At 67.2% G+C, this 7,455-nt stretch carries 6 protein-coding genes; 2 read left to right on the top strand and 4 right to left on the bottom strand.

Annotated features, from left to right (window positions below; translation table 11 throughout):
* Nucleotides 1-52 precede the first annotated feature (52 nt).
* Nucleotides 53-688 carry a hypothetical protein gene (locus tag QZ847_RS16470; protein WP_294358657.1) on the top strand — a complete coding sequence of 212 codons (636 nt, stop codon included), beginning with the start codon at nt 53-55 and terminating at the stop codon, nt 686-688.
* A gap of 162 nt (nt 689-850) precedes the next feature.
* Nucleotides 851-1,231 (top strand): JAB domain-containing protein, encoded by a 381-nt coding sequence (locus QZ847_RS16465; protein ID WP_294358654.1) that lies wholly within the window; start codon nt 851-853, stop codon nt 1,229-1,231.
* On the opposite strand, the gene QZ847_RS16460 is transcribed toward QZ847_RS16465, so the two are convergent.
* The 4 genes from QZ847_RS16460 to QZ847_RS16445 form a co-directional block, all read right to left on the bottom strand.
* Nucleotides 1,223-1,960, bottom strand: coding sequence for a class I SAM-dependent methyltransferase (locus QZ847_RS16460; RefSeq protein ID WP_294358651.1), 738 nt, complete (start codon nt 1,958-1,960; stop codon nt 1,223-1,225). The genes QZ847_RS16465 and QZ847_RS16460 overlap by 9 nt on opposite strands.
* Entirely contained in the window at nt 1,957-3,084 is a 1,128-nt protein-coding gene (prfB, locus tag QZ847_RS16455) for a peptide chain release factor 2 (RefSeq protein ID WP_294358649.1), read from the bottom strand. The genes QZ847_RS16460 and prfB overlap by 4 nt, the downstream gene beginning before the upstream one ends.
* Nucleotides 3,085-3,247: 163 nt before the next feature.
* Nucleotides 3,248-5,644: a transglycosylase domain-containing protein gene (locus tag QZ847_RS16450; RefSeq protein WP_294358664.1), complete on the bottom strand. Its 2,397-nt coding sequence runs from the start codon at nt 5,642-5,644 to the stop codon at nt 3,248-3,250.
* Nucleotides 5,645-5,830: 186 nt separating this feature from the next.
* Nucleotides 5,831-7,075 carry an N-acetylmuramoyl-L-alanine amidase gene (locus tag QZ847_RS16445; protein WP_294358646.1) on the bottom strand — a complete coding sequence of 415 codons (1,245 nt, stop codon included), beginning with the start codon at nt 7,073-7,075 and terminating at the stop codon, nt 5,831-5,833.
* Nucleotides 7,076-7,455 lie beyond the last annotated feature (380 nt).

Raw genomic sequence — 7,455 nt, 5'->3', positions numbered from 1 at the left:
CTGACCGTGTCACCCGAGGTCGCGCACGCCGCGGTTCGTCAGGAGCTGCATAATGTCTAACGCTGCTACTGCACCGGTCGTCGACAATCTGTCGGAAGCGACGCACGAGCAATCGATGCAGGTCAGGGACGTCCGCAACGACAGCGGTCTGGTCGGCAACGTCTCCGAGCCGGGTGGCGCGGAACATGTCGCGGCGCCGACCGCGCTCGGCTTCAACGACACCGGCTGGGTCGGCCTCGCGGCGCTTGTTGTGCTGATCGCCGCGATCGTGTGGAAGGTGCCGGCGACGATCGGCGCGATGCTCGACAAGCGCATCGGCGAGATCCGTCGCCAGCTCGACGAGGCGGCGCAGCTCCGCCGCGAGGCAGAGGCGCTGCGCGACGAATATGCGACGCGCGCGCGCTCGGCCGAGGCGGACGCTGCCAAGATGCGTGAGAACGCGCACCACGAGGCGGCGCAGATCGTCGCCAAGGCGAAGGCGGACACCGAAGCGCTGATGGAGCGCCGCACGCGGATGGCCGAGGACAAGATTGCCGCAGCCGAGCGCGCCGCGATCGACGAGGTACGCGCGACCGTCGTCGCCGCCGCGACCGCCGCGGCTGGCCGCGTCATCGCCGAGCAGCACAATGCCGAGGCTGACCGCAATCTCGTCAACAGCGCGATCCAGCGGGTCGGCCGCTTCAACTGATGCCCAGCCTTCCTGGTTAAGCGATAAAGCTACCGTGACGCACCAGCGTCGCGGTCGCTCTTCTTTGTCGCTGCAATGTGACTACGGGCTTGATGTGAGAGTTGATCCATTGCGGATCGAACGGGAAGCGGCGTTGCTGCTGCCTCAGCCTAGCGTCGTCGCATGCCCGACTGGCCGCGCGACGCCGCGACCTCTCTGCCGCCACCGTTCCACTCGCTCGGTCAATTGCCGCGCGAGGTCGCGGTTACGCTTTACCTGAGCGAGGGCGGGATGCGCGTCGGCTCACGCCATTTCATGTCCGATCGCCGTGAAAGCGTCGACGTGTCGGTGCGGCTGCTCGTATCGGATGTTCTGGCGCTCAACGCCGCCGGCGTGCTGCTGGCGCACAATCACCCCCGCGGCGATCATCGGCCCAGCGGCGAGGATCTGCGCTTCACGCGGCGCTTGTTCGCGACGCTTGAGACGATCGGGGTGCGTCTGCTCGACCATTATGTCGTCGCGCCGGGTGGATGGACCAGCTTTCGGGCAGAAGGATTATTGTGACGCGACCCGGCACGGCTTGATCGCCTCTGGCTCCGGGCGGGGGCCGACCGGCTGGAAGGTTGCAAGGTAGCCGCCCGCGGAGGGCATGTTGTCGAAGCTGACCTGGCGATAGCCGACCGCCTCGAACTCGCAACGCAGCAGCGCGGGCGGCGTGCCGTGGTTGGGCGTGGTGCGGTTGGCATCGACCACGACCACCAGGCCGTCGGGACGCAATGCCGGGCGCATCCGCCACAGGAACTCGTACGGTTGTGCGATCTCGTGGTACATGTGAACCATGAGGACGCGGTCGAAACTGTTGACGGGTAGTCTGGGATCGGCAGGGCGCCCCAACCTCACGCTGACATTTTCCAGCCGCTGCCGCGCGACGCGCTCCGCCAGTGCGTCGCGAACCGCGGGGAAGATGTCCTCCGCCAGCACGCGGCCGTCCTTGCCAACGCGCGATGCGAGCCGGATGGTGTAATAGCCTTCCCCCGCACCGATGTCGGCCACCGTCATGCCGGGGCGAATACGCGCGCCGTTCATCACCGCGCCCGCCTCGTTCAGCCGGTCGCGCTCCTCCTCGTTCGACCAGCGCGCGGAGACGATGCTCGCGACCGGGCGATCGGCGGCGGGGAAGGGGCCGGGCTGTCGCGGCGCGCGCTTGATCAGCGGTTGCGTGCCGTCGCAGCCGGCGAGCACGACGGCGGCGATCAGCAGCGCGAGCGTGGTTCCGGCGCGCGATCGCCTCAATCGACGTCCTCCACGTGGACCTTCTCGCCGGTCACGCGCTGCGACAGTGCCGCCGCCATGAAGTCGTCGAGTTCGCCGTCGAGCACGTCGCTGGGCGAGGTGGAGGTGACGCCGGTGCGCAGGTCCTTCACCAGCTGATACGGTTGCAGCACGTAGGAGCGGATCTGGTGACCCCAGCCGATGTCGGTCTTGGTCGCGTTGACCGCGTTCGCCTCCTCCTCACGCTTGCGCAGCTCGTGCTCGTACAGGCGCGCGCGCAACTGGTTGTACGCCTCCGCCTTGTTCTTGTGCTGGCTGCGCTGGTTCTGGCACGCGACGACGATGCCGGTCGGCAGGTGGGTGATGCGCACCGCGGAGTCGGTCGTGTTGATGTGCTGACCGCCCGCTCCCGATGCGCGATAGGTGTCGATGCGCAGCTCGCTGTCGTTGATCTCGATGTCGATTGAGTCGTCGATCACCGGATAGACCCAGACGCTGGAGAAGCTGGTGTGACGCCTGGCCGAGCTGTCGTACGGGCTGATGCGGACCAAGCGGTGCACGCCGCTTTCGGTCTTGGCGTAGCCGTAGGCATTCTCGCCCTTGAGCAGCAGCGTCGCAGACTTGATCCCGGCCTGTTCGCCCGCGTGATAGTCGATCAGTTCGACCTTCATGCCGCGCCGCTCGGCCCAGCGCGTGTACATGCGCTGTAGCATCTCGGCCCAGTCCTGGCTCTCGGTGCCGCCCGCGCCCGCGTTGATCTCGACGTAGCTGTCGTTACCGTCGGCCTCGCCCGCGAGCAGCGCCTTGATCTTGTCGCCCTGCGCACGCTGCGCCAGCGTCTTCAGCGCCTGTGTGCCCTCGTCTGCCATCTCGGCGTCGCCCTCGGCCTCGGCCATCTCGATCAGTTCGGCGGTGTCGGACAGCTCGCGCTCGATGTCGCGCGTGGCGGTGATCGCCTCGTCCAGCCGGCGGCGTTCACGCATCACGTCCTGCGCCGCCTTAGGGTTCTCCCACAAGGTCGGATCCTCGACGCGCGCGTTCAGCTCGTCGAGCCGGCGCAGTGCGCGGTCCCAGTCTAGGAAGCGCCGCAACAGCGCCAGTGCCTCGTTGATGGTGTCGACATGGGACTGCGCTTCGGCGCGCATATTTCTGTTCTCCAAACGCCTCGACGCCGGTGGATGCGCATGGTCGGGGCGCCCGGCGGTCCGTCGATCGACGGATCATCAATGAGGGTGCGATCTAGGCCGCGCGCCGCCAAACGGCAACGGGGTAGCGGCGTCTCTCGCTGCCCGCTGCCGGTGCTGTACCTTAGTAGATGCCGCCCTGGCGTTGCAGGAACTCGCTGTCGCGCGGCGTCGGCGCCGCGCTCGGTTGCGCGCGCGGCGCCTCGGTCGGGGTGGCGCTCGGCGAATAGCGGCGCGGACGCCGCGCCTCGCTCTGGGGCTTGAATGCCTCCCAGATCACGCTCGACTTGGGGTCGTCGTCGTTCGGCCACGGACCCGAGACGGGTCGTCCCGAGCCGCGATCGATCCGGACCAGCCGGATGCCCGGCGGCGCGCGGAACGCGACGACGGGCAGGTTCTCGTATGCCTTGGTCGCAAACTGCTTGAAGATCGGCACCGCGAGCGTACCGCCCTGCGCGTAGCCGCCAAGGCCCCTCGGCGTGTCGTACCCGATGTAAAGCCCGCCCACCATCTGCGGCGTGCCGCCGATGAACCACACATCGGTCGGGCCGGTGTTGGTGCCGGTCTTGCCGAACATCGGGCGACCGAGATCACGGAGCGCAGTTGCGGTACCGCGCTGCACCACACCCTCGGTGATGTGCACCATCTGGTACGCACTCATCGCGTCCATCACCTGCCGCCCGCGTGTCATCGGCCGCGGCATTGCGCGCCCGTTCCACCGCGCCATGTTGCAACCGTCGCACGCACGCCAGTTGGCCGGCCAGATCACTTGGCCATGCCGGTCCTGAACGAAGTCGATCAGCGAGGGATCGTGCCACTGGCCCTGATTTGCGAGCACGCCGTACGCGTTGACCATGTGCTCGACCGTCGTCTCGCCCGCACCCAGCGAGTAGCTGAGGTACGGCGCGTAGTCGCCGATCTGCATCTTCTTCATCAGCGCGACGACGTTCTTCATGCCCGTCTGCGCCGCGGCGCGCACCGTCATCAGATTGCGCGACTGCTCGATCCCCCAGCGCATCGTGTGCGGACCCGCGCCGCGAGAATTGCCGAAGTTGCGGAAGCATTTCTGCCCCAGACGCGCGCCCTGATAAACGCAGAAGGGGCCATCGACGATGATCGACGCCGGCGTCATGCCGTGTTCCAGCGCGGCGGAGTAGACGATCGGCTTGATCGTCGAACCGGGCTGGCGATAGGCTTGGGTCGCGCGGTTAAACGCCTGAACGCTCGCGTCGAAGCCGCCCTGCATGGCGAGAATGCGCCCGCTCGACGGCTCCTGCACCACGAACCCGCCCGAGATGCGCGGCACGCTGCGCAGGCTGAACGAGTTCCCTGATGGCGCGACCGCGATGATGTCGCCCACCTTGATCTGGCCGAATGCCGGGGTGCCCGTGCCGCGTGCGGGCATCTGCGCGTTGCCGCGTGGCAGCGTGCCGGTGCGCCCATCTGCGAAGCCGAGCGACAAGTCGCCTGCATCGCGCGCGAAGACGATCGCGGCGCGCCAGTCCTTGTAGTCGAGCATGATGTTGGTGTTGAGCAGCGCACCCTGCCACTGTGCAGGGTCATCCAGGTCGATGTGGCGCAGCGGCCCCGACCAGCCGCGCCCGCTCTCATAGCGCAGCAGCCCGTCACGCAGCGCCTCGGCAGCGTAGCGCTGCACCTGCGGATCGAGCGAGGTGCGTACCCACAAGCCACCCGAATAGACGCTGTACGGCCCGGCCTCTGCATTTTCACCAAATTTGTCGATTAGCTGCCGGCGAACTTCTTCGACGAAATAACCGCCGACGCGCTCGAACTTGGGCGTGCGGCGGCGAATTGCGCCGATCGGTTCGGCATTGGCGGCGCGCGCCTGCGCCTCGGTGACGAAACCGTTGCGCGCCATTTCGCGCAGCACGTAATTGCGCCGCGCCAGCGCGCGCTCGGTATTGCGGAACGGGTCGTAGTTCGCCGGGCCCTTGGGCAGGATCGCCAGATAGGCCATCTGCGCGAGCGTGAGCTCAGGCAGCTCCTTGTCGAAATAGGCGTGGCTCGCCGCCTCGACACCGTAGGCGTTGCGGCCGAGGAAGATCTGGTTGAGGTAAAGTTCCAGGATCTGCGGCTTGGTCAGCGTCTGCTCGATCCGGTAGGCGAGGATCGCCTCGCGCACCTTCCGCGTCGGCGAGTAGGCGTTTCCGATCAGCAGGTTCTTCGCCACCTGCTGCGTGATGGTCGATCCGCCGCGGGCGCGCTGGCCGGTGCCGAACTTGCTCGCGTAATCGACCACGGCGCCGGCAAGGCCGGGAAAATCGACGCCGTGATGCTCGAAAAAGGTCTTGTCCTCGGCCGCCAGGAACGCGCGGATCAGCAGCGGCGGATATTCGGCGAACGACAGCTGTACCCGCCGCTCGCGCGCGTAGGAGTAGATCGGCGCACCATCGATGCCGCGCACGTTCGTCGGCAGCGGTGGCTCGTACGCCTTCAGCTTCTCCACCGACGGCAGGTCGCGCGCAAAGATCAGCCAGAACGCCGCCATCGCGACGAGCATCAGTGCGACGAACGCGGCCAGCCAGCGAACGAGCCGGCGCTGCCACACGCCGCCGACCGCGTTACCGATCCGGCCCAGGCGCTGCCCGAACGTCATCTTTTCCGGTGGGGAAGAAGCCATATGGATCGCGCGTTTAGCACGTTCCGCGCCGCGCGAAAGCGCCGCTGCCGTTCGACCCGCTCGCGCTCAGCGAAGCGCGAGCCGACGCGCGAAATAGATTTCGACCGCGCGACGCACGCTTTCGGCGACATTCGCCCGACCCTGATCGCTGGCGAGAAAGGCTGAGTCGTTGAGGTTGGAGATATAGCCCGCCTCCAGCAGGATGGACGGCGTATCCGGCGCCTTCAGCACCATCAGCGAGGCCATGCGATGGAAGTTTGGCTTGATCGCCATCAGCGGCTGCGCCTCGCGGCCGAGCAGGCGGGCGAACCCCGCTGACGCGTTCATCGTCTCGCGCTGCGTGAGGTCGATCAGGATCGATGACACGTCCGGATTGCGGTCGAGGTCGACGCCGTTGATGATGTCGACCTTGTTCTCGCGCGCCGCCAGTCGCGCGGCTTCCTTGTCCGACGCGACCTCCGAGAGCGTGTAGGCGGTCGCACCCGACGCCTCGGTCGATAGTGCGCTATCGCAGTGGATCGAGATGAACAGGTCGGCCTTCAACCGCCGTGCGACGCCGTAGCGTTCACGCAGGACCAGGAAACGGTCGTCGCTGCGCGTCAAGGCGACCCGGACGCGGCCCGACTTGAGCAGTGCGTCGCGCACCGCCAGCGCCATCTTGAGCGTCAGGTCCTTCTCGCGCAGCTGTCCGTCGGGGGAGATCGACCCGGGATCGTGGCCACCATGTCCGGCGTCGATGACCACCAAAGGCCGGCTGGCGTCGCCGCGAACCTTCGGCATCGGCAGTTCTAGGCGTGCGGGCGGTACCGCCTGCGACACGGTATAGGTTGGGGCGCGGGTGAGGGGCAGCATTCTCCCTGTCCAGTTGAGCGGCGCGCTCGCGCTCGCGGCGGCGAATTGGCGTGCGGCGACCGGACGCAGATGGAGCGTCAGCTCGCGCGCGTCGTCGTCGAACCCGCCTTTCTCGACGATCATCGGTTCGGCGAGATCGAGCACGACGCGCGCACCGCTTGGACCCCGCACGCCCTGACGCACCGCGGTGACAGCACCGTCACGCTCTCCGCCGATCGAGCCGGGGCGTGCGCCGTCGATGTCGACCGCAATCCGTTGCGGCTCGGCGAGCAGGAAGCTGGAGGCGGCGGCGACCGCTTCGTCGAAGCGGATCACCACCTTGTCACCGGACACGTCGATCCGCTCGACGGTGGCGGCCCAGCCCGGCGCCCCGGCAAACACGCCCAACAGCAACGCGAGCACGATCGACACGCGGCGGCCATGCCGCGACCATCGCCCGTTCGTCCAGTGAAAAGCCATGCTACGCAACCCTTTGACTTAGGGGCGAGCGATAGTCGGCGGGTCTCAAATCCGGGTTGCGCAGCGGGGTTAATGCGGCATTCGGCACGTTTTGCCGGCAGATACCTGCCGCAATCCTGCAAGAACCGGCAGTTGATGACTGGCTTAACCAATGCTAGCAGTCGTGTGACCGGAGTAGTGCACGCGCACGTCAAGCTTCGGTGACACTGCCCGAGCGACGATCCGTCGTGTCAGGGCCATCAGGTTGACGTCCGCATGTTGCATTCCGCCCGTTCGCTGTTCCGCCCGGCCTCAGCCGGCGGAGCGGGCGCGGCGTTTCTCGGCCATCAGGCGCCCGGGACTGCACGGTGGACGAAGGCATTTTCTGCAACATCGTGCGC

The organism is uncultured Sphingomonas sp. (assembly GCF_913778135.1).
GTDB lineage: Bacteria > Pseudomonadota > Alphaproteobacteria > Sphingomonadales > Sphingomonadaceae > Sphingomonas.
The sequence above is the reverse complement of the archived record's forward strand: the minus strand, read 5'-3'. Positions and strand labels throughout refer to the sequence as shown.